General features: G+C 62.4%; 21 protein-coding genes and 1 pseudogene. 11 read left to right on the forward strand and 11 right to left on the reverse strand.

Annotation, left to right across the window (positions count from 1 at the left end):
- Positions 1-83: 83 nt before the first annotated feature.
- Positions 84-1454: a TIGR03808 family TAT-translocated repetitive protein gene (locus VFB05_RS22995; protein ID WP_325016522.1), complete on the forward strand. Its 1371-nt coding sequence runs from the start codon at positions 84-86 to the stop codon at positions 1452-1454.
- A gap of 17 nt (positions 1455-1471) precedes the next feature.
- Here VFB05_RS22995 and VFB05_RS23000 read toward each other — a convergent pair whose 3' ends face one another.
- From VFB05_RS23000 to VFB05_RS23015, 4 genes are all read right to left on the reverse strand, one after another.
- Positions 1472-1945 carry a TIGR03809 family protein gene (locus VFB05_RS23000; protein WP_325016524.1) on the reverse strand — a complete coding sequence of 158 codons (474 nt, stop codon included), beginning with the start codon at positions 1943-1945 and terminating at the stop codon, positions 1472-1474.
- 517 nt (positions 1946-2462) lie between these two features.
- The gene (locus VFB05_RS23005; RefSeq protein ID WP_414643258.1) at positions 2463-4088 is read right to left on the reverse strand and encodes a S8 family serine peptidase; all 1626 of its coding nucleotides are present in this window, start codon (positions 4086-4088) and stop codon (positions 2463-2465) included.
- A gap of 24 nt (positions 4089-4112) precedes the next feature.
- A complete protein-coding gene (locus tag VFB05_RS23010) occupies positions 4113-4808 on the reverse strand; it encodes a hypothetical protein (protein WP_325016527.1) in 696 nt (231 codons plus the stop codon).
- Positions 4805-5374, reverse strand: coding sequence for a sigma-70 family RNA polymerase sigma factor (locus tag VFB05_RS23015; protein ID WP_325016529.1), 570 nt, complete (start codon positions 5372-5374; stop codon positions 4805-4807). The genes VFB05_RS23010 and VFB05_RS23015 overlap by 4 nt, the downstream gene beginning before the upstream one ends.
- Before the next feature lie 361 nt (positions 5375-5735).
- Between VFB05_RS23015 and VFB05_RS23020 the strand changes: the two genes are divergently transcribed.
- Positions 5736-6884 (forward strand): diguanylate cyclase, encoded by a 1149-nt coding sequence (locus tag VFB05_RS23020; protein WP_325016531.1) that lies wholly within the window; start codon positions 5736-5738, stop codon positions 6882-6884.
- A gap of 72 nt (positions 6885-6956) precedes the next feature.
- A complete protein-coding gene (locus tag VFB05_RS23025) occupies positions 6957-8075 on the forward strand; it encodes a DUF2336 domain-containing protein (protein WP_325016533.1) in 1119 nt (372 codons plus the stop codon).
- A 12-nt stretch (positions 8076-8087) separates the two neighbouring features.
- Here VFB05_RS23025 and VFB05_RS23030 read toward each other — a convergent pair whose 3' ends face one another.
- Complete coding sequence (locus tag VFB05_RS23030) at positions 8088-8726, reverse strand: DUF1109 domain-containing protein (protein ID WP_325016535.1); 639 nt, start codon at positions 8724-8726, stop codon at positions 8088-8090.
- A gap of 3 nt (positions 8727-8729) precedes the next feature.
- The gene (locus VFB05_RS23035; RefSeq protein ID WP_325016537.1) at positions 8730-9275 is read right to left on the reverse strand and encodes a sigma-70 family RNA polymerase sigma factor; all 546 of its coding nucleotides are present in this window, start codon (positions 9273-9275) and stop codon (positions 8730-8732) included.
- 312 nt (positions 9276-9587) lie between these two features.
- Between VFB05_RS23035 and VFB05_RS23040 the strand changes: the two genes are divergently transcribed.
- Positions 9588-10244: a hypothetical protein gene (locus VFB05_RS23040; RefSeq protein ID WP_325016539.1), complete on the forward strand. Its 657-nt coding sequence runs from the start codon at positions 9588-9590 to the stop codon at positions 10242-10244.
- Positions 10245-10370: 126 nt separating this feature from the next.
- Complete coding sequence (locus VFB05_RS23045; RefSeq protein ID WP_325016541.1) at positions 10371-11150, forward strand: enoyl-CoA hydratase; 780 nt, start codon at positions 10371-10373, stop codon at positions 11148-11150.
- 3 nt (positions 11151-11153) lie between these two features.
- Here VFB05_RS23045 and VFB05_RS23050 read toward each other — a convergent pair whose 3' ends face one another.
- Positions 11154-13013: an acetyl-CoA hydrolase/transferase C-terminal domain-containing protein gene (locus VFB05_RS23050; protein ID WP_325016543.1), complete on the reverse strand. Its 1860-nt coding sequence runs from the start codon at positions 13011-13013 to the stop codon at positions 11154-11156.
- A 184-nt stretch (positions 13014-13197) separates the two neighbouring features.
- Here VFB05_RS23050 and VFB05_RS23055 point away from each other — a divergent pair, with 184 nt between their 5' ends.
- The 4 genes from VFB05_RS23055 (at position 13198) to VFB05_RS23070 (ending at position 18254) form a co-directional block, all read left to right on the forward strand.
- Positions 13198-13818 (forward strand): glutathione S-transferase family protein, encoded by a 621-nt coding sequence (locus VFB05_RS23055; RefSeq protein ID WP_325016546.1) that lies wholly within the window; start codon positions 13198-13200, stop codon positions 13816-13818.
- Between the two features lie 99 nt (positions 13819-13917).
- Positions 13918-15864, forward strand: coding sequence for an alpha/beta hydrolase domain-containing protein (locus VFB05_RS23060; protein WP_325016548.1), 1947 nt, complete (start codon positions 13918-13920; stop codon positions 15862-15864).
- Between the two features lie 77 nt (positions 15865-15941).
- Complete coding sequence (locus VFB05_RS23065) at positions 15942-17258, forward strand: MFS transporter (RefSeq protein ID WP_325016550.1); 1317 nt, start codon at positions 15942-15944, stop codon at positions 17256-17258.
- Positions 17259-17288: 30 nt separating this feature from the next.
- Positions 17289-18254 (forward strand): amidohydrolase family protein, encoded by a 966-nt coding sequence (locus tag VFB05_RS23070; RefSeq protein ID WP_325016553.1) that lies wholly within the window; start codon positions 17289-17291, stop codon positions 18252-18254.
- 23 nt (positions 18255-18277) lie between these two features.
- On the opposite strand, the gene VFB05_RS23075 is transcribed toward VFB05_RS23070, so the two are convergent.
- From VFB05_RS23075 to VFB05_RS23085, 3 genes are all read right to left on the reverse strand, one after another.
- On the reverse strand, positions 18278-19156 hold the full coding sequence (locus VFB05_RS23075) for a hypothetical protein (RefSeq protein WP_325016555.1): 879 nt from the start codon (positions 19154-19156) through the stop codon (positions 18278-18280).
- 19 nt (positions 19157-19175) lie between these two features.
- Positions 19176-20615: a hypothetical protein gene (locus tag VFB05_RS23080; protein ID WP_325016557.1), complete on the reverse strand. Its 1440-nt coding sequence runs from the start codon at positions 20613-20615 to the stop codon at positions 19176-19178.
- A gap of 268 nt (positions 20616-20883) precedes the next feature.
- Entirely contained in the window at positions 20884-22278 is a 1395-nt protein-coding gene (locus VFB05_RS23085) for a CoA transferase (protein WP_325016559.1), read from the reverse strand.
- Positions 22279-22333: 55 nt separating this feature from the next.
- Between VFB05_RS23085 and VFB05_RS23090 the strand changes: the two genes are divergently transcribed.
- Positions 22334-22624 carry a hypothetical protein gene (locus VFB05_RS23090; protein WP_325016561.1) on the forward strand — a complete coding sequence of 97 codons (291 nt, stop codon included), beginning with the start codon at positions 22334-22336 and terminating at the stop codon, positions 22622-22624.
- 624 nt (positions 22625-23248) lie between these two features.
- Here VFB05_RS23090 and VFB05_RS23095 read toward each other — a convergent pair.
- A complete protein-coding gene (locus VFB05_RS23095; RefSeq protein ID WP_325016563.1) occupies positions 23249-24394 on the reverse strand; it encodes a hypothetical protein in 1146 nt (381 codons plus the stop codon).
- A gap of 246 nt (positions 24395-24640) precedes the next feature.
- Between VFB05_RS23095 and VFB05_RS32230 the strand changes: the two are divergent.
- Positions 24641-25252 (forward strand): annotated as a pseudogene (locus VFB05_RS32230) (hypothetical protein); the annotation flags it as partial.
- Between the last annotated feature and the right edge of the window lie 2 nt (positions 25253-25254).

Here is a 25254-nt window from a genome sequence, read left to right on the forward strand (position 1 = left end):
GCCCTCCCACGGGCGACGCGGCATTTTCTTGCTACCTAGAGAAGCGCAAACACGGCCGTATCCACGGAGATGATCACGCGATCATGGACGTCAATCGCCGCCATCTTGTCGGGCTAGCCGCTACGAGCGCGGGCGCGCTGGCGATGTCGCCTCAAGCGAGCGCGGCTCAGCCGGTTTCCGCATTCGGCCGCGACGCCACGCAATACGGCCTTCGTCCTGGCAGCGCCGACGATCAGACCAGAATTCTGCAACGAGCGATCGATGACGCCGCGCGCGCACAAGTGCCGCTGGCGCTGCCGCCCGGGGTCTATCGTGTCAGCCAGCTTCGCCTGCCGAACGGCGCGCAGCTCGTCGGCGTGCGCGGTGCCACCCGGCTTGCCTTCATTGGTGGTGCGTCCCTGCTCACGAGCGAAGGCGCCGACCATTTGGGGCTGAGCAACCTCGTGCTCGACGGTGGCAGCATTCCGCTTCCGGCCCGCCGCGGTCTCGTGCATTGCCTGTCCGGCCGCGACATCCGCATCGCCGATTGCGAAATCATCGCGAGCGGCGGCAACGGCATCTGGCTCGAGAACGTCTCGGGTGACATCAGCGGCAATACCATCACCAAGACCGCGGTCAAAGCCATTACCTCATTCGACGCGCAGGGGCTCGCCGTCACGCGCAACACGATCGCGGATACCAACGACAACGGCATCGAAATCCTGCGCACCTCGATCGGCGACGACGGCACGCTGGTGGCGGACAACCGCATTGAGGACATCAAGGCCGGCCCTGGCGGGTCAGGCCAGTATGGCAATGCCATCAACGCATTCCGCGCCGGCAACGTGATCGTGCGCGGCAACCGCATCAGCAATTGCGACTATTCAGCGGTGCGCGGCAATTCTGCGTCCAACATCCAGATCAGCGGCAACAGCATCACGGATGTGCGCGAGGTCGCGCTCTACTCCGAATTTGCCTTCGAAGGCGCTGTCATTGCCAACAACACGGTCGATGGCGCTGCGCTCGGGGTGTCCGTCTGCAATTTCAACGAAGGCGGCAGGCTCGCGGTCGTGCAAGGCAACATCATCCGCAATCTCTTGGCGAAACGGCCGGCCGGGACCAAACCCGACGACGACGGCGGCATCGGTATCTATGTCGAGGCCGATAGCAGCGTCTCGGGCAATGTGATCGAGAATGCACCGTCGTTCGGCATCGTTGCCGGCTGGGGCAAATATCTGCGCGATGTTGCAATCACCGGCAACGTGATCCGCAACGCCTTCGTCGGTGTGGGAATTTCGGTGACGTCGGGCGCCGGCACCGCACTCGTCAACAGCAATATGATTTCGGAGACGCCGCGCGGCGCGGTGGTCGGGCTCGATCACGCGCGCCCGGTGACGCCGGATCTTACCGCCGAAGATGCGCCGCGCTTTGCGCAGGTGTCCGTCGGCATGAATACCGTGCGGAAGCTGCCTTAAGATTTCCGCCGCTCGCCTTACAGCGTATTTCGTAACAGCGGATAACGCGCCGCGATGGTCGCGACATCCAGCACGGCCGCGAACGCATCCTCCGACAAAGGTTTGGCGGCACGCAGTTCGCTCGAAGCCCCATCATCCGCAGCAAGAATGGACATGATCTCCTGCGGCGGCACGATCGGAATATCCGCGATCTGCGGCTGAGGCACGCGATTGCGCCGCAATTCGTTCGGCGGCAATGCCGTTCGGCGGCCAATCCAGGACAGGTCGATCGGCCGGTTATCGCGCGACGCCTCACGTGACAGAATATCGCGCCAGGTCTGCACCGCGCTCTTGGCCTCACGGACATTTTCGAGAAATTCCTGTTCGCCGTAGAAGCGCCGCCAGCGTCCGGAATCGAATAATTCGGTGAGATAATTGAGCCGCTGCTCGGCGAGATTGCACCAGCGCGCGACGATTTCGCGGCCTTTTGCCACGTCCAGTTGAGATGTCATAAGCCAGCCCGCAAGGAGGAAAGACGCGGAAGCAACTGGTACGAATCACACGAACATGACCGATATATTTTGTGGAAAACTCGGAGAAAGTCTAGCGGGCTAAATTCGGATGGCGCAGCTAGCGGTCCAATTCTAACATTCGCATCCCTTCTCGGCGGGCACTTTTGCGAATGTTAGAATTAAAGGACGACTAGCAAATATAAGTTTTCAGTGGAGTTTTGGATCCGACATTCGCTTTACGGACTCGCGGCTAGGCGGGCAGCGAATGTCAAATCCACTCCACTGCCCCGCAATCATACTGACTGTCTGAAAAGAAAAGACCCGTCCGGGGGGACAACCGGACGGGTCAAGCCATATGGCGCTGGGGTGGATGGGCGCTCGCGCCAGATACAGCTGCTAGGGAGGGATGACCGCTCCCTACGCAGATAAGTCGCGGTTAGCCCTACCAGCGTTCAAAGGCCGTTAAGAAATTTAGCCCGCCTTAGTTCACGTCCGCGCGAGCAGGATTTGACGGCGTTCAGGGCCTGGTTTGGCCCGCATCCGGCTGAGATTCGCTGCCTGCCGGCTTTTCGGCCGCCATCGTCGCCACCGGAAGGTCTCGGGTTTCAGCCGGTTGAGCCTTTGAGGCTTCCGACAGCTCGTGGGTGGCCGGCTTCTCCGGCGCTACCGCAATCGGCATCGAAGGGGCTGCGACCGCCGAGACAGCTGCAAAAGCGTCCGCCTCGCCTGCCCCGAACTGATCGTCCGGTCCGGGCGGCCCGAGGTCCCGCGCCGTCTTCATCAGGATGGCGCGCACCTCATCAAGTTTCAGCGCCGGATTACGCTGCAAGACGAGCGCGGCGAGACCGCTGATGAAGGCGGAGGAAAACGAGGTGCCTGACGTGATCTGATACTTGTCGCCTGGCGCGGGCAGGAAAATATCGACGCCGGGCGCGGCGACCGCGATATAGCTGCCGCGGTTCGAGGCGGCAAATAGTCTATCCTGCGCATCGGTGGCGCTGACCGCAATGACGTTGCTATCCGCAGCCGGGTAGAGCGGCGGCGATTTGGGACCTGCATTACCGGCCGCCGCCACCATCACGATGTTCCGCGCGGCCATTGCCGCAAGGCCGCGCCCGATGAGCCCATCCTTCGGACCGGCAAAACTCATATTGACGATCTGCGCACCATGACTGGCCGCAAGATCGAGCCCCTTGAGCAGGACGTAAGAGGTGCTCTCCGCCCCCTTGCCCGAAGCGCCGAAGGCGCGGATTGCGAGGATTCGCGCCGCCGGCGCGCTTCCCATCAAACGCACATGTGCGACAATCGCGCCGGCAACACCGGTGCCGTGGACGTGCGGCCCGTCCTTGCTGTCGAGCGCATCGAAGGGCGTGATCGCAACGCCGGCGAATTCGGGGTGCTTGAGGTCGACGCCGGAGTCGATCACCGCAACGGTGACGTTGGCCCCCTCGGCCAGCGCGTGCGCCTCTGGCAGGCGCAGCTTGAGTTGCGGATATTGCGCCGGGTCGCCGTCGCGCGCACCCGTCTTCTGATCCTGCAATGCATAACGGAAGTTCGGCTGGACTGAGTGGACACTGCCGTCCTGCGCAAATTGCCGACTGGCTCTCTCCAGTGTCTTGCGGCCCTCAATACGGAACAGGCCAATCGTCGACCCGAGCAGTTCGAAACTCCGCGATTCGATCCGCCGCAAACCGTAACGCCTCGCCAGCGCATCGGCTTGCGCGTCGGTCAACGCGCCGTCGATCTCGGCCACGATCTCGTTGCCGATCTTGTTCGAGGCAAGCGATGGTTCGGACGCGTCGCCGCGACTGGATCCGCCCTTGTTCTTGCGACCCTTGCTGCTGGAAGCCACCTGGCCGGAGCAATTGCCGCTGTCGCGATCGGCCGCCGTGCAGGGAGTTTGAACGCTGATGTTGTCCCGGTTCAATCCGGTCACGGCGCGCCCGGCGAGATTCGGATTGATTCTGATATGCGGGCCATGATCGAGGCTCGGGACGCGCGACGAAAGATTGAGATTGGGCCCGCGCATGATGTTCTGCGCCGAGGCAGGCGAGCCGCCCCACCCTGCGAAGAACAAAGCGGCCAGCACGGCCAATGCCGTGGGCTGCATCTTCAGCCACGAGGTCGCGCCCATTCGCATCATGTGACCGGGCCCTTACGCGAGCGGTTAGTTCGCCACAGCGAGACTGACGATCTTTTCGTTTTGCAACCGGCTCAGGATGTTTGCGAAATCGTCCTTCGACATCGACGCATTGGCGAATTGCACGCGGAACATGCCGCCCTTGGCGCCGTCGACGATCGAGGCCTGATATTTGTCGAGCAGCGCGGTGATGTCGCCGATGCGCGCATCCGGCCTGAACTGCACCAGCGCGCGCTGCGGCCGCGCGGCCGAAAGCTCGCGGGTGATCGGCTCGTTCGTGCTCAACGACGCGGTCTGATACGAGGCGCCCCGGTCGTTCATCAGCACACCGGTGATGATGCCGGCCTGCAGAACTACGACCACTGCGGCGAGACTGGCGGACCAGGCCAACGTCCGCGGCGAAAGGCTAGAAAAAAAACCGGCGATGCGGCCCCCGAGATTGATCGACGAACCGGGCGCGCGCGCCGGCTCCGCGTCGATCGCGGCAAACAGCTTCTGCATGGCGCGCGCCGATGGTGCGCCCAGGCTTTCGTTCATGTCGATGGTGCCGGCATATTCTTCCCGGATCACAGCATATTGCTGCACGAGGTCGGGATCGCGGGCGAGCGCTTCCTCGACCTTGCGGGCGTCACGCGCGTTCAGCGTGCCCGCCGCGTACCACGGCAGCAGCAATTCGATCTCGGTCGGTTCCTGCTCCACGATCTTTCTACTCGCAGCCATCATGGCCAGCCTCGCTCTATGCCCGCCGCCTTCAGCAGCTCGGCAAGTTTTTTGCGTGCGTAGAACAAGCGGGTCTTCACGGTATTCTCCGGTATGCCGATGATTCCTGCTACTTCTTCCACGGACTTCTCGTGATAGTAGACGAGATCGACGATCTCGCGGTGGTCGGCCGAAAGTTGGCCCAGACACTTACGCAACGCGTCACTGGTATCCTTCTTCTGTACGGCCACCTCTGGATCGTCGGACGTATCCTCGATCGCGTTGGCCGCCTCGTCATCCAGCTCGGCATCCTTCCTGCGGCGAAGCACAGATAGTGCCTTGAACCGCGTGATTGCCAGGAGCCAGGTTGAAACGGCAGATCGCCCTTCGAATTTCCCGGCCTGGCGCCATACATCCAGGAAAACCTCGCTGATCAGATCTTCGGCAACCTGTTCGTCCCGAACGAGCCGAAGCCCGAACCGGAACACCCGGATATGATGGCGTCCATACAGAACCTGCATGGCGAGCCGGTCGCCGCCGGCGATCCGAGCGATCAACGTATCGTCCGAAGCCGCCTGTGTCGCACTCAATGGCCGTCTCGCAAGGTTGGTCGAACTGGACTGGCGGGTGGTTCGATCAAAAGGCAGGATTTTTCAATCTAAAGCAATTGCCCGTTTGAAACTGTGATCTGGCGCACAGAAAAACCGCCAGCACCATCTAACACATTATGGCACAAAGGTATAATAATACGCGCGCTGGATCCAAACCGTTCGGATTTTGGCCTGTCACGCATCGCCGGGCAATCGCTGCGCGTGATGGCGCAGAAACTGATTTTCTTCGTCCAAACAAGGGCGAAGCGGCTTCCCCACGCTGACATTTCGCCCCGAAAGATACCAAACCTAAAGGCTTTGCGCCGTAGATTTCGCCATTGCTTTCACCCAACGGCAAATTATGGGCATCGCTGCGTCGCCTTTTTTGAATCCGACGGCGGATAGGCCGAAGGACGCCGGCCGAAAGCTGACGGCCGAGGCGCTGTCGCGCCGGGCGCGGCAACGCCGCCAGATCCAGGGATTGATCGGCGCCAGCTACGTCGTCGACGCAATTGTCCTGCTGATCTATGCCCACGCCGGGACCACATCGGCGAGCATCGGCCCGGCGTTCGCCATCTGTGGCCTCATCTCGGTGACCGGATACATCGCGCTGTCGGAAGCCGGGTTCACCGAGCGCTTCAAGGATCACTATTTCGTCGTTCCCCAATCGATCATCAGCATGATCATCATGCTGGCCTTCACCTGGATCGCGCCGGAAGTCGGCGTGATGTTTTTATGCACGCTGTTCGTCGTATTCGCCTTCAGTTCATTGCGCTCGACGCCGTTGCAAACGGCGGTGGTCTGGACCGCGATGGCATTCGGCCTTGCCGGATTGTTCCTGCTGACCGACAAGCCGATCTCGCTGCCTCACGAAACCTATCTCGAACGCTTTGCCACGATGACGGTGTTCATCCTGACCATCGGGCGCTGTATGTTCATCGGCATCTTCTCCAGCGCCATGCGCGTATCGCTCTACAAGAGCGGACTTGCGCTGAGGGAGGCCAACAAGCGTATCGAAGAGCTCGCCGAACTCGACGATCTCACCGGCTCGTTCAATCGCCGCTGCATCATGCGCTTCCTGGATGAAGAGATCGCCCGCGCGCACCGCACCAATCTTCCCTGCTCGATCGCGCTGATCGACCTCGACTGGTTCAAGCGCATCAACGACACCTACGGCCACCCGACCGGCGACGAAGTGCTCAAGACATTCGCCATCACGGTCTTTGCCAACATCCGCGGCGTCGATCGGCTGGGCCGCTATGGCGGCGAGGAGTTCCTGCTCGTGCTCCCCGACACGCCTCACGATGCGGCGGCGCGTCTGCTCGAGCGGTTGCGGACCATCATTGCCGATCTCGACTGGAGCGCGTTCTCGCCCGGCATGCGGGTAACGGTTTCCGCCGGCGTTGCTTCGCTCAATCCAACCGAAACGCCGGACAGTTTTCTCGCACGCACCGACGGCGCGCTCTACAAGGCCAAAGCACAAGGACGCAACCGCATCGCCAGCGCCTGATTTCGATCATTCATCCCCGAGGCCGAAGAAAACCGCCGCGGGTCCTTAACGACGCTACTCCAGGACAGAGTCATGAGTTCGAGTTTGAAAACCGTTTCCACTTCCGAAGGCCTGCTTGACGAATTGCAAGCCACACTGGCCCACGGAACCGTCGCCCGCCGCGTCGAAACCCTCCGCCGGGTCGCGGACCTCTTCATCAGCGGTGCCGTCGAGTTCTCTGACGATCAGATCGCCCTGTTCGACGACGTATTCCAGTGCCTGATGCACCACATCGAGACTTCCGCCAAGGCGCTGCTGTCCAATCGCCTGGCTCCGATCGACCGCGCCCCGCCGCTGACGGTTCGCGCGCTCGCCTTCGACGATCTGATCGAGGTCGCCGCGCCCGTGCTGTCGCAATCGGAGCGCCTCGACGATCAAGCCCTGATCGAGACCGCACGAAGCAAGAGCCAGGCCCACCTGATGGCGATCTCGACCCGCAAAGTGCTGAGCGGGGCCGTCACCGATGTGCTGGTCCAGCGGGGCAACGACGAGGTGGTTCAAAGCGTTGTCGGCAATCCCGGAGCCGAATTCTCAGAGCGCGGCTTCACCCGGCTGGTCAACCGCGCCGAAGGCAATGACGTTCTTACGACCTGCGTCGGCTTGCGTCCCAACATTCCGCGGCACGTCTACCTGAAACTGATCGCCAAAGCGTCGGAGACGGTGCGGGCGAAGCTGGAAGCGGCCAATCAGCCGATAGCGCACGAGGTATCGAGCGCAGTGCGGGAAGCCACGCGCCTGGCGCGCTCTGCGCCATCGGCCATGACGCAGGAGACCGCAATCGCGCACGCCCTCGTCAAGTCCCTGTATGAGGATGGCCGGCTCGACGAATATCAGGTGGCGGCATTTGCCGAGGCCGGCAAGTTCGACGAAGCCAACGCCGCGGTTGCCGCTCTCGCCAACGTCGCGGTATCGATCGCCGAGAACATGATGGTAGAGACGCGCGCCGAGGGCGTCATGATCCTCGCCAAGATCTCCGGCATGTCATGGTCGACGGTCAGGTCGATCATCAAGATGCGGGAAAAGCTCGCCGGCAAGGAGCCGTCCGATCTTGAGAACTGCAAGGCGACATACGAGCGGCTCCGTCCGTCGACTGCACAGCAGGTGCTCCGCTTCCACCGCATGCAGCAGACGGCAACGCCGCCGGCGGCCTGATATTGCGCAGGCCTAGTAGCGGAGCACTTTCGCGCCGATCAGTGCGCCGGCCGCCGTGACCATTGCAGTTGCGATCGGATACCAGGTCGCCACGAACAGCGGCGAGTCATCGGTGCAGTGCGAGGCGTATAGGGTCGCCGCCAGTCCTGCCGAGATCAGCCCCGCAATTGCACCGGCCACCGCGGGGCGCGCCGGCGCGCCGTGCCGCAGTCCAATCAGCGCCGCCGCCAGCAGCGGCAGCGACAGTAGCGGAATGGCGGTCATACAGACGCGCGAATTGCTGCCGATCAGGCGCGTCATCATCGGCAGCCGCTGCGGCATCATCATCTCGCTGCCGATCCCGGCGGCAATAATCCCGACGGGAATCAACAGCAGCCAACCCCAGCCCTTCATCGACGCCTCGGGCCGCGACAGATGCAGGCCCAGGACAATGGCCGAGAACGCCAGCGCCAGCGTAATCACAAATTTCAGATCGAAGAACGGATTATGCATCGCCGTCATGACGTCGGGCCGAACGCCGAGCCCCGTCATGAACATGACAAGCGAAAACGGCGCAGCCGCCAGCAGAGCAAGCGCCAGCACAAATCCGACCGGGCGGGCACGGTGCGGATTGTCGGCGGCGAGCGTTCGAATGAGCTGTTCGGTTTCCATTCCCTATTGCTCCCGCAATTTGGCGGTGAGGCTCGAGAGAGCGCGATGGAGCGCCACCCGAACCGCCCCCTCGCTCATCGCGAACTTTGCGGCCGTATCCCTGATCGAGGTGCTTTCGACCGCGATCGACTGCAAAACCTCGCGCTGACGCGGCGGTAACGTCTGCAGCAGATTGGCGATCTCGTTGGCTGACGCGGTCTCCGCCGCAGGTTCGTCAGGAATGGTCTCGGCGAAATCGTCGATACTGACGAAAACCCGCCGGCCGCGGCGGCGCAACGTATCAATCAGCTTGTTGCGGGCGATCGCGAACAGCCAGGGTGCGAACGGCGCGTTCACGTCCCAGGTATGTCGTTTCAGATGCACCGCCAACAAAATGTCCTGCACGATATCCTCGGATTGATCGATTGGCTGACCAGCCCGTGCAAGCCCCCGGCGCGCCCCGGCCCTCAATACCGGCGTGACCGCCCTGAGCAGTCGATGATAGGCAGCGCTATCGCCAGAGATGGCCAGCCGCATCAGGCCGGTCCACTCGTCTTCACCTTCGCGCACGCGCGCTCCCACCCATCCAATTCGGTCGCTTTTTCAATTTGTTACGTCCGTCGGTGTAAATCACGAATTCGTGATCAGCCCATTGTTCCCGCCGGGGATCGTCGCACAAGAATTTGCGCCGTACGGCTCATAACACATTCTGCATCGCAGGCACGCAGGCTGATCAATCACGGCTAATTCAGCATCGCACCGATTTCCGCCCGGCGCGCCCCGCTTTTGCCGGACTTGTCCGAAGATTCCCACTTTTCGCCCCGCTACCGACATCCCGCGAGTCTCTTTCCCAAGCGGGACTGGCTCATGGGGAGATTTCAAATGACCAACAAAGCCAGCGGGCGCTCGGCCTTGATCTTGGCTGCCGGGTTCTTGGTGTTCGCAAGTCCGGCAATGGCGACAGACGGCGACGATTCCTCAGCCGCTGCAACGTCAGACAGTCAGGCCGCTGCTGTCACACGCCACCGATCCTTCCGGCATGCCTGGCACCACCGGGAGCACTATGCGCATCGCAGGCCGCATGCGGTCGCGAAAGCAGACGATGACGACAAGGCCGCCGCACCAGTGGTGGCCACGAGCGACAACAAGGTCCTGGCGACCATCCCACCGCAGGTCGCCAACGCCAACGCGCAGATGCTGCTGGCAGGCGCCCAGCTCAGTGCCGCCACGGTTATTCCGCCGGGCACGGACGTTCCCGCGAAGAGGTTCGAAACCGCCGATGCCGACAACGCGAGCGCCAACAAGGAGACCGTGGTCGCCGCGTCGGATCAGCTCAGCGATGCCGATCGGACGCTGCAGGAAAGCAATTCGGCCGCGCCCGCGACCACGGCTCCGCCGGCCGCACCCGCACCTGCGCCCGCGGCCACGATGACGGGCGAAAGCTCGGCCTGGGACCACACCTCGCTGATCGGCAAAGTCTTCATCGGCTTTGGCGCGCTGCTGACGATGGCTTCGGCCGCGCGCATGTTCATCGGCTGAGACAGCGTCGGGTCGCTGGCTGGACAACTTTATCTGGCCGGCGATCCGCATCACCGTCGCCTACTTGAAGCGCACCCCGTCAGCAGGCACATTTGCAGGCAAATCTGAAAATGCGGGATGCAGGCTATGAAAACATTCGAGCACATCATTGTCGAAACCAGGGGCAAGGTTGGCGTGATCACGCTCAATCGCCCGAAGATGCTCAACGCGCTGTCGTTCGGCGTATTTGGCGAAATCGCCACCGCCGTCGACGATCTCGAGGCGAACGCGGCCATTGGCTGCATTGTCCTGACCGGCAATGAAAAAGCGTTCGCCGCCGGCGCCGACATCAAGGAGATGCAGCCCAAGGGCTTCATCGAGATGTTTTCCAACGACTTCACCGCGATCCGCGGCGACCGTGTGTCGACCTGCCGTAAGCCGACCATTGCCGCGGTCAGCGGCTATGCGCTCGGCGGCGGCTGTGAGCTCGCCATGATGTGCGACATCATCATCGCGTCCGACACCGCAAAATTCGGCCAGCCGGAGATCACGCTCGGCACCATTCCGGGCATCGGCGGCACGCAGCGCCTGACGCGCGCGATCGGCAAATCGAAAGCGATGGACATCTGCCTCACCGGCCGGATGATGGATGCCGCGGAAGCCGAGCGTTCCGGCCTCGTCAGCCGCATCTTTCCATCTGACAAACTGATGAGCGAAGTGATGGCCATCGCGGAGAAGATCGCCGAGATGTCTCATCCGGCCGCCGAGATGGCCAAGCGCGCCATCAATCGCGCCTTTGAAACCCCGCTTTCGGAGGGACTCCAGGTCGAGCGCGATCTGTTCCGCTCGACGTTTGCCCTGGAAGACCGCTCCGAAGGCATGGCGGCCTTCATCGAAAAGCGAAAGCCGGCCAACAAGAACAGATAGCCCTCAACCATCGTGCTTGCGACTCCCCGTTAGCGCTGCAATCACTAGCGCGCGATAAAGCCGTTCCTGCCAGGTCGACGGTTTGTCCAGTCCCAATCTTGCCAGGCATTCGCTGTCGGCGGCTTGCAGTCGTTCTCTCCATCCCCGCCAGATCAACGCCGGCAAACGCTGCGGCGAGCGCTGCGCGTCCTGCAGGAACTGCAGGGCCGGGATCAGGCGCTGCTCCACATCAGTGAAATCGCTCCCGAACGGAAAGGATGGAAGCAAACCGGCCTGCCGTGCCGGCCGCAGCGCGTCCGCAATCCGCTCCGGATAATTGTCGCGAAAAGCCTTCGGGATCTCAAAGCCCGCAGGCAACTTGCCGGCGTCCTTCGCCCGGCTGGCAAGCTCGTCCTGAAAGCGGGAATCCGTCACCTGCAACATCGCCGCAATCACGTCAGCATCCGATTTGCCCCTGAGATCAGCCACGCCGTATTCGGTGACGACGATATCGCGCAGGTGACGCGGAATGGTCTCGTGGCCATAATTCCAGCGAATGTTGGATTGCCGCCTTCGGCCTGCCCATCGCGTTGCCTCGACCGTCAGGATGGAACGTGCGCCGGGCAGCGCAAAAGCCTGCGCCACGAAATTATACTGTCCGCCGACGCCGCTCACGACCTGCCCGTCCTCGAGGCCGTCGGAAACGGCTGCGCCCAACAAGGTCGCCATCATCGCGTTGTTGACGAACCGCGCATCGACGCGGGCGCGACGTTTTCCCTTTTCATCGCCGTAGAGTTCGTTGGTGAACGAGACGGGCATCATTTGAATGCGCGCGATCTGCTCTGCCGTCATGTCGCGCAGGGCGCGATAAAACGATTTCGGCCCCAGGAAGAACGCGCCATGGAGCAGAACGCCATCCACCTCGCGCTTGATGATGCCGGCCTCGATCAGGCCGATAAACGCCTCGAACAGCATTTCGCTGACGCCGTAGAGGCCTTTTTCGAAAGGAGCCGTTTCCGACGGCGGAGCAGCGGGTGCGAGCCGCTTCATCGTGGCGCCAAACTGGGCGGGATCGCGATGACGCAGGATCAAACCTTGCGCGAGCGCGTCCCCCACCTGCCCGATGCCGATCTGCAGTGTCCCGCCATCGCGGACAAGACCCGCCGCATGCAGGCCAATCGCATATTTGGTGTCGGTGATCGGCTCGGAGGACGGCGCGAACAGCGGAAACTCAGTCTCCGGACTGTCCAGCACAGCGCTGAACTCGTCGCCCGAGAGGTCGCCGGCGCCTGGCATGAACGGCAATTCGGAGTTGACCTGCCCGATCAGCTTGAAGGAGGCGCGGCCTTCGGCACGCGCCCGCAAGACATCCAGCGTCGTGTCGGTATTGCAGCTCAGGCTGTAGCGGGCAACGCCGTCGACCACGCGCTTGGCGACCAGCTGCGTCACGACATTGAGCCCGCGTGCGAGCAGATAGGACGCCGCGTGGGTATAATTGGCAGAGATATAGTGCTGCTGCGCGAATGGCACGTGCAGCCACCGGCCCGCCAGGAAGAAGAACTCGATCACCTCAACGTTCGTCGGCAGTTTGCCGGCGCGCAGTGCACCGGCGTAAGCGAGGTCCGGATAGCCGCCAAACAGCCGGTCGATGACGGGGGCAATGAAGCGCCGCTCGAGCAAATTGGCGGGACGCGGCTTTTCCAACGTCAGCGCCGAGAAGAAGGTGAGACGGATGGAGCGGTCGGCAACCGCACGCGCATAAAGCGCATTGACGATGTGATTGGCCTTGCCGAGACCGAGCGGCAGGCCGACGACAAGATTGGTCCCGACATCGCGGATGATGTCTTCGACGATCGCCTCAGGGTCGGAAAACAGCTTCGGCATCTATCTTCCTTCAGAACCGCCTCAGGGTCGGCATGAGGCTGACCGCTATCCGTCTGCCGCAATGGCGCGATGCGACATATCGCTTCCACTGTTCGTTCGGCTGCGATAACGGTTTTGTCAATGGCAAGGCGTTCGCACGCGTGAGACGTCGGCGAACGCCGGAATTTCTCACGGGGAGGTCACGATGATGAAATTGTATTACGCGACGGGCACCTGCGCACTGGCCTCTCACATCGCGCTTGAAGAGGCCGGCGCCGAATATTCGACTGTCAGAATCAACTTCGCAACCCACGAGCAAGGCTCGCCGGAATATCTGGCGATCAATCCCAAGGGGCGCGTCCCCTCGCTCGTGACCGACCGCGGCATCCTGACCGAGACACCCGCGATGTTGGCATTCATCGCCCAGAGCTTCCCAAAGGCGAAGCTGGCGCCGATCGACGATCCCTTCGCCTTTGCGGAGGTACAGGCCTTCAACAGCTACTTGTGCTCCACGGTGCACACCAATCACGCTCATCGCCCGCGCGCCACACGTTGGGCCGACGATCCCGCCGCGATCGAAGCGATGAAGAAAAAGGTGCCGGAAACCATGACCGCCTCCTTCGAACTGATCGAGACCAAAATGATGAAGGGGCCCTGGGTGATGGGCGATACCTATACGGTCTGCGACCCCTATCTGTTCACGATCGCGGGCTGGCTTGCCGGCGATAGCGTCGACATCGCCCGCTTTCCAAAGGTGAAGGCGCACCGGGATCGCATGGCCGAGAGGCCCAAGGTCCAAAAGGTCCTTGCAGCCGAAAAAGCTTGATATCCTGCAATCTTGAGCCCCTTCCCGCAGGAGATTTATCCCGATAGTGTGCGCCCAAAGCCGCGGCGGACAACGCCGGGCAAACGGGAGAAGCGTGCCATGGGACAGTTGGGGCGTGCGATCGCACTGATCGCGGCGACAGTTATTTTTGCCGGTCCCAGCACCGCCAAGATCGTCAAATTCGAAATCCTCAAAGTCGAATCTCCCGCCTTCGAAGGGCGGACCTTCGGCGCGGTCGGAACCTATGACCGCATTCTGGCGCGGGCGACGATCGCGGTGACGCCGGATGATCCGCACAACAAGATCATCGTTGATCTCGACCGCGCGCCGCGCAATGCGCAAGGCCAGGTCGAGGCGACGACCGACGTCGAAATTCTGCGCCCGACGGTCGCCGCCAGTGGCAACCGCGTCCTGTTCTACGATGTGCTGAACCGCGGCAGCAAGCTCGGGCTCGCGCTCTTCAACGATCTTCCCGCGGTGACGAATGACCTCGTCAAAGCCGGGGATGGCGGCAACGGATTTCTGATGAACCACGGCTACACGGTGGTGTGGAGCGGCTGGCAGGGCGACGTCGCGCCCGGCGCCGGCCGCATGACCTTTTCGCCGCCGGTCGTCTCCGGCGTGACGGGGCTTGCGCGCGAAGATTTCATCTTCGACCACACTGACAATCCGGCGAGCGCGACGCTGACCTATCCGGCGGCCGATCTCGATCCGGCCCACGCAAAGATCAGCGTGCGCGAACGCGAGGTCGATCCGCGTACTACGCCCGCCGGCCTTGACGTTTCGTTCGAGAGCCCGACCAAAATCTCGGTCAAGCGACCGGAAGGCTTTGACGCCGGCGCGATCTACGAATTCATCTATACCGCCAGGGACCCAAAGGTGATGGGCCTTGGCTTTGCCGCTACGCGCGACGTCGTCTCTTTCCTGCGCCACGAAGCCGCAGATGCCTCGGGGACCGCCAACCCGCTCGCGGGGCGGATCGACCGCGCCATCGGCTTTGGCCTGTCGCAAAGCGGCCGCTACCTGCATGACTTTCTCTATCTCGGATTCAATGCCGACGAATCCGGCCGCACGGTTTTCGAGGGACTGATGCCGCACATCTCGGGCGGCAAGAAAACCTTCACCAACTACCGCTTCAGCCAGCCCGGCCGCTCGCCTTATGAGCATGCCGACATGCTGTATCCCGGCGCGGACTTTCCGTTCACCTATCCCGTGCTGACCGACAGCATCACGGGGAAAAGCGACGGCTTTCTCGCCCGCTGCCTCGTCGCGGGCAATTGCCCGAAAATCATCAAGACGGACAGCGAACTTGAATTCTACCAGCAGCGCGCCTCGCTGGTCGTGACCGATACGACGGGCAACCCCATCGCTATGCCGGACAATGTCCGGCTTTTCCTTCTGTCAAACCTGCAGCACTATGCGCTCGCGCAGGACAAATCGCAGATGGTGAAGACCTGCGCCAATCCGACCAATCCCTTGAATGCCGGACCGGTGGTGCGTGCGCTGCTGGCCGCCATGACTGACTGGATCGGCAAGGGCACGTTGCCGCCGGCGAGCCGTTACCCGAGCCGCGCCGATGCGACGCTGGTGCCTCCGTCCGCGGATGACGTCGGCTTCCCCCGCCTGCCCGGCTTTGCCTATCCGAGCCGGATCGCACAGCCCACTGTCATCAAGGCCGACGAGATGCCGCCGTCGAAGGGCGCGGCGTACCCTGTGTTCGTCCCAAAGACCAACGCCGACGGCCGCGACATCGCCGGCATCCATCTGCCAACGCTGGAAGCGCCAGCCGCAACCCATACCGGCTGGAACCTGCGCAAAGCGGGCTTCGGCGAAGGCGAGCTCTGCGACAATAACGGTACGATGATTCCATTCGCGGCAACGAAAGAAGAGCGGCTCAAGACCAACGATCCGCGTCTCTCGATAGCCGAGCGCTATCCGAACGAAGGCGACCGGGCGACGGCGATCGCAAAGGCGACGCAACAATTGGTCAACGACCGGCTCATTCTGAAAGAAGATGCCGGACTGTTTATCGCCAATTCCAACTAGCTTCTTCACAAGGCTCATGCGGGCGAGCTAGGACAACGTCGACATATAAGAACTGAGTATCGAGCGGGAGGAGTTTCATGGCGGCGGAAGCCACAACGGCAATCGAGAGCCGGACGATCGCCAAGGTTTCCTGGCGGCTGTTGCCTCTCGTCGCGCTCGGCTATTGCATCGCCTATATCGATCGCAGCAACATTTCCGTCGCCTCGCTCACCATGAACCCGGACCTGGGATTCAGCGCGTATCTTTACGGCTGGGGCGCGGGTACTTTTTTCTTCGGCTATTTCCTGTTCGAAATCCCAAGCAATCTCATCCTGGAGAAGGTCGGCGCGCGAATCTGGATTGCGCGGATCATGATCACCTGGGGCCTCATCTCCGGCCTGATGGCTATCGTGACTGGACCCACCAGTTTTCTGATCATCCGCTTTCTGCTCGGCGCGGCGGAGGCGGGCTTCTTCCCGGGTATGATCCTCTACCTCACCTACTGGTTTCCCGCGCAATATCGCGGACGCGTCATCTCGACCCTCTTCATCGCACAACCGGTCGCCAATGCCGTTGCGTCGATCGCGTCTGCGGAAATCCTGAAGATGGACGGCATGCTCGGCATCAAGGGCTGGCAATGGATTTTCATCATCGAAGCCGTGCCGGCCGTCCTGCTGGGTCTCGTCGTCTTGCGTTACATGACAGACCGGCCGGCGCACGCCGACTGGCTCACCGAAGACGAGAGAAACTGGCTGCAACGACGACTTGACAATGAAAGCCGCCAGATCGCGAGCGCCGGCCACCTGACCTGGACAAGAGCACTGGCTGATCCGCGCGTCGTAGCACTGTCGTTGATCTATTTTATGAGCGTAACGGCCAACTACGGCATCGTTTTCTTCATGCCGCAGATCATCAAGGGAATCGGTCTCTCCAACACCATGACCGGCTGGGTTTCCGCGGTGCCCTATATCGTCGGAACGATTGGCTTGATCGCGTGGGGATGGTCGTCCGATCGCAACAAGGAACGCCGCTGGCATTTGATTGTGGCGTCCACGCTCGGTGCGCTCGGGCTTGCCTTTGCGGGATGGTCGGGGGCGTCGTACTGGGCGCTGCTCGGAATGGCCGCTGCTACCGTCGGTATCTATGGCTCGCGCGCCGCCTTCTGGCCGATGCCTTCGATGTTCCTGACGGGAACGGCAGCGGCCGGTGCGATTGCCATGATCAACGCGATCGGCAATCTCGGCGGATCCGTTGGCCCCCTCGTCGTCGGATGGGTCAAGGATTCCACGCAAAGCTTCAGCGCCGGACTTTACTTCCTCGCCGCCTGTTCGCTGATGGCCGCCATCATCACCTTCTTTGCCGCACGTGCAGCGGGCGCACCCGCTGCCGTGCCAAGCCCGAGCGCCGCCGAATAACCAACAAGAGCTAAAAAGAGGAGACGACCCATGATCAATCGACGAGACCTTCTGCTTGCATCCGTTGCCGCAGGCGTCGCGATGCAAGATCAAGCGGCCTTCGGCAAAGCGTCGCAGCCGAAGATGAAAGTGGATTTCGACGTTCCAGCCCACGCCTGCGACTGCCACACCCACATTCACCTGCCGGAGAAATATCCGTTCTTCGCCGGGCGCGTTTACACGCCCGAACCTGCGTCGCCGGAAGAAATGGCGGCGCTGCACAAGGCGCTGGGCATCGAGCGCGTGGTGATCGTGACGCCGAGCGTCTACGGCGCCGACAATCGGGCGACGCTGGAAGGCATGAAATTCCGTAACGGGACGGCGCGCGGCGTGGCCGTGATTGACGACAAGACGTCGGAAAGCGATCTCGACGAGATGGGCAAGGCCGGCATCAAGGGCATCCGCGTCAATCTCGCCACCGGCGGCACCAATGATCCCTCGATCGGCCGCAAGCGGCTCGAGGCCGCGATCGATCGCGTCAAGGGCCGCGGCTGGCACGTTCAGGTTTACACCATTCTGCCGCTGCTGAAGAACATCACCGACGTCCTCGCCTCCTCGCCTGTCCCCGTCGTGTTCGACCATTTTGGCGGCGCAGAAGCCGATAAAGGTCTCGAGCAGCCGGGCTGGGCCGAGCTGGTCGAAGCGGTGAAGAGCGGCAAGATCTATGTGAAGATCTCCGGCGCTTACCGCCTGTCGAACAAGGCGCCCGACTATCCGGATGCCGTTCCGTTCGCCAAGGCACTGATCGCCGCCAACCCGGACCGCCTGGTCTGGGGTTCGGATTGGCCGCATCCGGATTCGGTGACGCCGCCCGGCAAGAAGCCGACCGACCTGACGCCGCTCTATCAGATCGACGATGGCCGCGTACTGAACCAGCTGGCGGTCTGGGCGCCGGACGCCGCGACGCGCAAGAAGATCCTCGTCGACAATCCGGCGCGGCTTTACGGCTTCGCGTAAGTCAAATGCCAGCGGCCGGCGCTTCACCGCGCCGGCCGATCAGCAGGCGACAACGCAAACTGGCGCCGCCACGCACCGGCCTTGCGCAGCCCGCCGAACGGAAACAGATGGATCCCGGCAATCGAGGCGTTCGTTTTTTCGAAACCCGATTGGAGTCCGCGGATGACCTCATCCGGCCCGGCATCGGTCAAAAGGCGGCCGAAACGCCCGATCTGGTTACGCACCGACCTGATCGAGTTGCCGATCCCGCAGCGAAGCGCAAATTTGATCAACGTCGCAGGCGTCGCCGGACCGGCAAGGCCAACGATGACGGGAAGACCGCCGTGCGCCTCGAGTTCGCCGATCCATCCAAGGATCGGCGCGGCCTCAAAACAGAACTGCGTCATGACCTCGAGGCGAACGCCGGCCTGCCGGCCCCAGTCCCGCCAGGCGCCAAGCATTTTGAAAGCGTTTTGCGGTGTAAGGAACGGATGGCCTTCGGGATGGCCCGCAACACTCACGGACGAAATGCCGTGGGCCTCGATCAATCCGCTGTGACACACATCGAGGCTGGACCTGAATGGACCCTTTGCCGCCGCAACGTCGCCGGCAATCACCAGAACGCGCGTCACATCCGCCTCGCCGCGCGCCCTCTCGAGAAAATCACTGAGCGAGTCGCGCGAGGCCATCTCCCTCGCGGCGATGTGGGGAATCGGATTGTAGCCGGCGCGCCGCAGCGCGGCCGCCGTCTCGACGTTGCGGCGATAGTCGTCGCCCGGCAAGAACGTGATCGTCACATTGGTGCCGCGATCGAAATTGTCCTGTAACGCAGATAGCTGATGTCCATGCGATGAAATCTCGACGGAAGCCGCCGACACGAGCGCCGCGAATTCGCTGGATATGGCCTGGTCTGACGCCGTCATCGCACAGTCTTTCGAAAAATCAGGCAGGCGCGCGGCGACGCGAGATGACGTAGGTCTCGTCGTTGAACCACAGACCGCCATGCTTTTTCAGGACCCGGTCAGTGGCTTCGAGGTAGCGCCCGTCGCGAACCACGTCCGACAGCCTGACGTCCTCGATCTGCGCGACATAGATTGCGGCATTCCAGGCGGCAAACAGCGTCGACGTGCCGATCGGCCCGCTCACTTCGTCGGGAAGCGTGTGCATGTGATAGCGGAAGATCGAACGCGCATCGGACGATGCATTGAAATTGTAATACCGGGCTGCGGCGCCCAGTTCGTGCTTGACCTGGCGCAGGATGGCATGGCGATCGGACGTGAAGGGATTGTCGCCGGGCCAGACGCCTTCGACAATCTCCATCCCCGGATCGTTGCCGTGCGAGTGAATGCCGATCAGCCGGCCGCCCGGCCTCAAGGAGCGGACCAAAGGGCCGATGACCTTCGCCGCCTTGAATTCGACGCTGGCCCTCGCCCGATAAGGCTGCGACGCGATAACGAGATCATAGTCGGCCATCACCCGCCCGGGCCGCGGCATGATCGGGTCAAGCAGGAAGGAATGGTCTTCACGCCGAAGCGTCAGCACGATGGGCCGCGCGTAAACCGGGTTGCCGGTGGTGGGACTAATCCCCGCGCGCCAGTTCTCGGCGAGAAATCCTTCCAGCTCCCTGATCTGCTCGGCAAAGCCGTGCGCCGTGTTGCCTGACAGCGCAACATCTTTCCAGATCAGGCTTTGCGCCGCGGTTGCCGAACGCGGCGTCAGCCAGGGCGCTTCGGCGTAATAAAGATTGGTGACGACCAGCACGGTGGCGGGATGTTCGAACAGGCGGTCGGCCATTTTCTCCAGCATCAGCCGGACATCTTCGTAGCTGATCTCCTTGGCGACGGCATAAAGCGGCATGGTGGGAAAGCGCGCGTGCAGCGCGCGCATGACGCGCGAGAGCACGGTGCCGTCGCCCACGCCGGCGTCGAAAATCCGAAGCGCCGGAGGTGCCGGCTGCAAGCTGCCGAGCTCGAGCGAAATCCGGTTTGCGACATCAGTCTTCTCGCTGCAGGTCGACACGAAAAGCAGATACTTCTGGCGATTGTCGAAGAAGCGGAAGCCCGAGGGCGCTGGTTCAGTCACCGTCAACGCGCCGTTGCCGCGCTTCGGTTGAGGAGACATGCCGCCGGCCGCCGGCTGAGCGGCGCTGCGATGTTCGGACAGGTAGTTGCGAACCTTGTCCAGCGTGCCGGTCGTGATCCTGGCCCCGTCGCGCAACCGCGACACCAGCTTGCCGTCGTTGACGACGAGCCGCCCGAACGTCGACTCCGCGGTCTGCGTTGCCCGGCAGTAGTCCCGTATTTCGCCCAAGATCTGATCTGAGGTCCCAGTTTGCTCCCGAACTTGGCCTTCAAGTCGACCTTGGCGCTCTGCGGTCCGCATGATGAGCTCCGGCATTTCATCCCTGACTGGCAATCAAGAGCGGCCCGCGAGAGCGCGTCAACCACAATCCGAGTGGGCAGAGATCATGGGCACATGCCCACAATCAGCGCGCTAGTGGTCCGATTCTAACATTCGCATCCCCTTTTCGGCGGCTGCTTTTGCGAATGTTAGAATCACAGGACCACTAGCAAATGCATGTTTCTAGTGGAGTTTAAGATTTGACATTCGCTTTGCAAACTCGCGGCCAGGCGGGTAGCGAATGTCAAATCTACTCCACTAGCCATTGCGGCGGATTGCTGCCGAGCGGCACCGTCGGACGCGACCAGAAAGCCGGGGTCCGCGACATCTGCGCGGCGTGGCGGATCGCCGTGAGCGGCCCGAAGCCGGACGGCATCTGCTCGACAAACGGCTTGACCGCCTCCCCTTTCAAATCTTCGCCCTCGAGGCCGCCGGCAAGGCGGCCAAGATTCCAGATCCATCGTCCGGTCTGCGCCAGCGACACACGGACATGCCAGCTGCCGCCTTCACGCGGCTGGCGGGCTTTCGCCATCATGGCGCCGAACGCCATCAGGTAGCCGGTGGCATGATCGAGAATCTGCGCCGGCAATTCCTTCGGACCGTCAACGCCGGCCGCCTGCCCCTCCGCATGGTTGAAACCGGTCGTGGTCTGCACCAGCGAGTCGAAGCCGCGGCGCTCCGCCCACGGACCAACATGGCCATAAGCTGACAGCGTCACATAGATGATGCCCGGATTGATCTGTGCCGCCTCCTCCGGCGAGAAGCCGAGATGAGCCAGCGCTTGCGGGCGATAGCCTTGCGAAAGAATATCGGCGTCGCGAAGCAACGCCTTCAACCCGTTTCGCCCCTCGTCGCTTTTGAGATCGAGGAAAGCCGACAGCTTGCCGCGGCCGGTATCGATGGTGAGCCACGGGATCGCGGGCAAATCGGGACCCGAGATCAACAGCACGTCGGCGCCATGCGCGGCGAGCGTGCGGCCGGCGACGGGACCTGCGATCACGCGCGACAGGTCGAGCACGCGCAAGCCCGAGAGCGGCCGGTCGCCTTGAGGCCACGGTTTTGGTGCGGCGTCGCCGATTTTCTCGATTGAGATCACCGGCAAGGCGGCCAGCGCCTTCGCCTGCGGCAAGGCCGACCACTCGTCATGCGAACGCATCATCGAGACCACGCCACCGGCCTGATAGGCCGCGGTCTCGAACGCTTCGGCGTCCCATTGCATCAAGGCGGCCTGAACCGCCTCGCGTTCGGCCTTGCAGTCCAGGACGCGGCAAACGGCATCGCGATGATGGGGAAAATTGGTGTGCAGGCGAACGAAGCGCCGATCGCGCGTCTTGTAGACGCCCGCAATCGCATCCCACACCGGCGGTGGCGGCGTGCCTTCAACGCGCAGGTAACGCTCGCTGCGGCATTCGACGACAGCGTGGACCATGTCGACCGCAACCTGCTGTCCTTGTCCGCTGCGCAGCTTCCAGATATCGGCAGCCGCAAGCCCCGCGGCAGCGATGCTCACCTGGGCTGCAGCCGCGACACGGAACGAGGATGGGAGTTGCGGCTCATCACCCGTCAGCGTGACGGCATCGAGGGCCTCGGGCTCTCCGCCGGCCAAGGTCCACAGGTCGGTAAGGATTTCGCGAGGGCTTTGCATGTCGGTCTCTCTTCCTTAAACCTCTTTGCTCTGCCCTACCGTGGAAGGAACCGCAATGGCTGCGATCGATCCGTTGACTGCCGGTGGTGTCTTGCTTGCAACTGCCTTGACCGATGCGGTCTACGTCATGTTCACGTCGGCCGTGGTGGCGCGAAAGCGCGTACCCGCGGCGACATGGAGCAGCATCTGGTATCTGCTCTCATCCTTTGCCGTGATCTCCTATACGGAGAACTGGGTCTATGTCGTGTTTGCCGCAATCGGCTCCTGGCTCGGCGCATTTGCATCGATCACCTTCCTGCATCGGCCGCCCGGCGGTCCGCCGATCGGCGCTGCGCCGGAGATCTAGATACGCGCTGGTATTCTCGCGACGCGGAGCATGCGTCCGAGCTTTGCGAAGTCTCACGCCCACGAGGGCGCAGGAAATGCCGGATGCTTGCCGCACCCGCAGCCTCGCGTGCAAGAATAGAAAGCACACGAGTTAGTCACCACAGGTCAGCCAAGACAGTCCGGCATTCCCTGCGCGATGGTGTTACGGTGTCCTTCGTGCTCTCTCCGGTGATCGGGCTTCCTTGTCACCGTCCCCAGTGCAATGCGTCAGCATTGTCACCAGGTTGACGCCAGCGTCGAGGCGTCAAGACCACACGACTTCTTCGTCCGCGGACCACCCGGCTTCGCCAAGTGGCTTCGCCAGGCGTCAGCGTCGCTCGTCTAGCGACGCTTCCGCGTCCATCGCATCCCGCCCAACGTTCGTGACGATGGCCAACGCCCCTCTCTCGGGCGGAACGGGCGAAGCTGTAGGCGTGATTTGCCCGTCGACTTAAGCGAATTATTTTTGCATGGAGGGCTAGACGGCCGAAGCAAATCAGACGTGACCAATCCCGCTTGGGGCACACCGTGCCTGCATAAGGTGCAAAAGCGGACTTGGAGTAAGCGGTGACGGACGACCGCTAATGACCCAAGTGAGGCTGTCTCAGTGAGCCGCGAACGGCGACGCGCCCTCGATCAAGAGACGGACAAGTCCGGACTGCGTCCGCACACCCGTCTTGTCGAAGATTCCGGTGAGATGGAAACGCGCGGTGGTCGTCGAGAGACCGAGCAAGGCAGCGGCCATCGGCACCGACCCCGTATCGATCACGGCCCGCAGGACGCGCGCCTCTTGCCTGGTCAATGCGAACTGGCTCGCGAACGCCTCGATTGCCGCCGCTCCCGTACCGTCCATGTTTCGCACGAACACGAGAACGGCGGCTCCGCGATCGGCGCCGAGTCGGGCGCGACGGTCGCGGTCGAGCGGCAGCATGTGCAAGGAAAATTCCCGCTCGTCGGGATCAGTGATCGGGAGCGATACGGCCTTGTTGCGGAGCTCGAGCGGGTCGCCCGCCGCAGCCGCCGTGAGCGCTTCCTGAAACAGCCGGTCCGACGCGCGAAAGACCAGTTCGAAACGTCCGTTGACAATCCTCACCGGGCCGGACGAATCGATCATCGCTGCCGCTGAAGCGTTGGTGTGAATGAGCCGACCGGCCGCATCGAGCAGAAACATGCCGGAAGCGAGCGCGTCCATCGCCGTCGTGAACGTCGCTGCCTTGATCTGCGCCAGGTCGATCGCCTTGCTGATCAGCGCCGCGCGCCTGATATGCGGCACGACCAGCGTCATTCGCTGTCGCGCCTCCTCGTCGATGAGGCCGTGACGCTCGCCTCTCATGATCGAGAAGCCGACCGAACTCGTGGGCAGCCTTTCCAGATTTGCGAAGGCCGCGTCGACGAGACCCTGAGGCGCCGCCCATTCCTGGTAGAATCGGGTCTTGCTGAATTCCTCGAACGGCATGAATTCAGAGCCCGCGTGCACCTCCTCGATCGGACAGAAGGTCTGAAACGGCTGCAGCGGGTTGAGCGGCAGATAGGTTTCGAAATATGACCGCTCCCATTCGGGGGAGATGCCCACTTGGCAGAAGTTGTTTCCGACCGGTCGGACCGAGTCGTGCCAGTAGATGTTAGCGACCTGCCCCCCGACGAAATCGCGTGCGCTCTCGAGAGCCTGGGGCCAACGTTCCAGTTCGAGTGCCGCGTCGTAGATGGTGCCGATAAGGATGGAGAGGTGCTCGGATTCGGAGCGATGCAAAGACTTACCTCGAAACGCATAAAATATTGCGTCAGGTTGCTGCATGCATTGCGCGGTCGCAAGAGGCCTGTAGCGAAACCGCAACAGGTTGGACGTTTTGCCGCGCCCCCTTCGATCGTAGGGGGCACGCCGGCGCAGCCGTTCTCTACCGTCGCCACAACAACAGGGCATGCGGGGCGCAGACACATGGTGAGGACGGTCTTTAGGCCGGTTTGGATCGGCGGACTCTTTGCATTGGTTCTCGGCATGGGAGCGCCTGCGCAAGCGCAATTTGTCTGCGGTGGCAGTGGGACGGGCGCGGAGCCGCAAAATGGCGGCACCTCATCTGGGAGCGCTGGAAGCGTTGCCTGCGGACTTGGGGTAAGCGCTTCCGGCGCGGGCAGCGTCGCGGTTGGTACCGCTCTCCCGCTCTCATCGGTTATCGCTTCCGGCGCCCGCAGTATTGCGATCGGGACTGGCCGTTTCAGTGGAATCACCGCGCAGGGAGCTGACTCCATCGCAATAGGTACGGACTCGTTCACTGACTTCGCCAGTTCCGGCCAAGTAGCAATTGGGCGTGGAAGTGGGGCCCAGGGCCCGAAGTCCGTTGCAATTGGTGATGGAGCCTTCATAAATGGCGGATACAGCAATTCAACAACGATTGGCGGAGGCACCCTTCTAAACGGGTCGAACACGACAATACTCGGAGCAAATTCTACCACAGGGAACAATCCTTCCGACAACTCGACCGCGGTGGGCGCTGGCGTCAACGTCGCCGGAAATAACTCGACTGCGGTCGGACAGGGCTCAAGCGCTACGGCACTCGGCGCGACTGCGCTGGGTCAGGGCTCATCAGCCACTTTCGCCAATTCTGCTGCCAT

It is taken from the genome of Bradyrhizobium sp., assembly GCF_035652035.1.
Taxonomy (GTDB): Bacteria; Pseudomonadota; Alphaproteobacteria; order Rhizobiales; family Xanthobacteraceae; genus Bradyrhizobium.